This window comes from Ruegeria sp. AE3 (assembly GCF_056542225.1).
The window spans coordinates 1-1,902 of record NZ_JBQFZL010000043.1; the positions used below are offsets into that span (position 1 = coordinate 1).

Below are 1,902 nucleotides of genomic sequence, written 5' to 3' on the forward strand. Positions count from 1 at the left end.
ATGCCAGCCCATGCGCAGGAATGGACCCCAGCTTCGGAACAGCTCGCCGATACCTATCCAGCGCCGGCCTATTCACCCTATGCTGGTCGAACTTTCCCGGAACGGCCACTTTGGGGAGAGACGCATCTTCATACGGGACAATCTATGGACGCCGGAGGTTTCGGTGCGCGCCTTGACCATGAGGATGCTTATCGTTTTGCGCGCGGAGAAGAGATCATCGCGTCCTCTGGCCAGCCTGTTCGCCTGTCGCGCCCATTAGACTGGCTGGTTATTGCAGATCACTCGGACGGTATGGGCATGATCTTCGACGCTCTTGCAGGCAATCCGTCGGTTACGCGCTATGAACAGGGCAAACGTTGGTCCGACGGGTTCCGCGCGGGCGGACAGACAGCAGTGGATACAGCGCTTGACCTGATCGGAAGCGTTTCTCAGGGCGCCATCGAAGAGGAAATGTTCAACAATTACATGCCCGGCTCGCGAAGGTTCGCAACGATTTGGTCGGACAACCTCAAGACCGCCGAGCGCTTCTACGAGCCCGGCATCTTTACCCCAATGCTCGGGTTCGAATGGACTTCGCTCGTCGCGGGCAACAACATGCACCGCAACGTGATTTTCCGCGATGGGCCGGACCGCGTTGGGCAAGTTGTTCCCATGGTGATGACGCCGCCCTGGGGCAGTCCCGATCCCATGGATCTCTATGCCTATCTCGAGGCCTACGAGGAGAAGACCAACGGCGCGGTGCTGGCACTTGCACATAACGGCAACCTGTCCAACGGGGTGATGTTTCCGATCGACATCCGGTTCGACGGCTCGCCTGTGACTCAAGAGTACGTTGAAGCCCGGGCCAAATGGGAACCGCTCTATGAGATCACTCAGATCAAGGGCGACGGCGAGGCACACCCGTTTCTCAGCCCGAATGACGAGTTTGCCGACTATTACAATTGGGATGTCGGCAACCTCGATCTATCCGAAGCCAAGACCGAGGATATGCTGGCGCGAGAATATGCCCGCGAAGCGCTGAAGAGCGGGCTGGCGCTGGAAGCTGAGTTCGGGACAAATCCTTACAAGTTTGGGTTCAGCGGCGCGACAGACAGTCATACCGGTCTTGTGACCGCCGAAGAAGAGAATTTCTTTGGCAAGCACACCGGGTACGAGCCGTCCGCAGAGCGGATGCAGCATCCTTTCATGAAGAATGAAAACGGTGAGCTGTTCGCTTGGCAGATGGTCGCTGCCGGTCTCACGGCGGTCTGGGCCGAGGAGAATACACGCGAAAGCATCTTCGACGCCATGGCGCGCAAGGAAGTCTACGCCACGACCGGCCCTAGAATATCGGTTCGTTTCTTCGGTGGCTGGGACTTTGACGAGGCCGATATCGCATCTCGTATTCCGTCAACCGTAGGGTATTCGAAAGGCGTGCCAATGGGCGCTGACCTGTCCGCTGCACCCGATGGTGCCGAGGCGCCAACATTCATGGTGGCCGCGCTAAGGGATCCGATTGGCGCCAACCTCGACCGCATCCAGGTCGTGAAGGGCTGGCTCAATGAGGACGGCACGACCAGCGAAGCCATCTATGACGTCGCCTGGTCCGACGGGCGCGTCCCCGGCTCGGATGGCATGCTGCCCGCGGTAGGTGATACGGTGAATGTGGCAACGGCGAGCTGGGCCAACTCGATCGGGGCATCCGAGCTTGCGACCGTCTGGACCGACCCGGATTTCGATCCGGCACGCCCGGCCTTCTACTACGCCCGGGTATTGGAGATCCCCACACCGCCTTGGTATGTCTACGATGCCTATCGCTACGGGATCGAGATTCCTGAAGGCGCACCAATGTCGCAGCAGGAGCGCGCCTACACGTCTCCGATCTGGTACACGCCGCAAGGCTGATGGAAGGCGGAAGTTTGG

General features: G+C 59.5%; 1 protein-coding gene. It reads left to right on the top strand.

What is annotated here, in order from left to right:
• The coding region (locus ACR0NZ_RS20580) for a DUF3604 domain-containing protein (RefSeq protein ID WP_480521564.1) at window positions 1-1,884 on the top strand (1,884 nt) is incomplete at its 5' end.
• Between the last annotated feature and the right edge of the window lie 18 nt (window positions 1,885-1,902).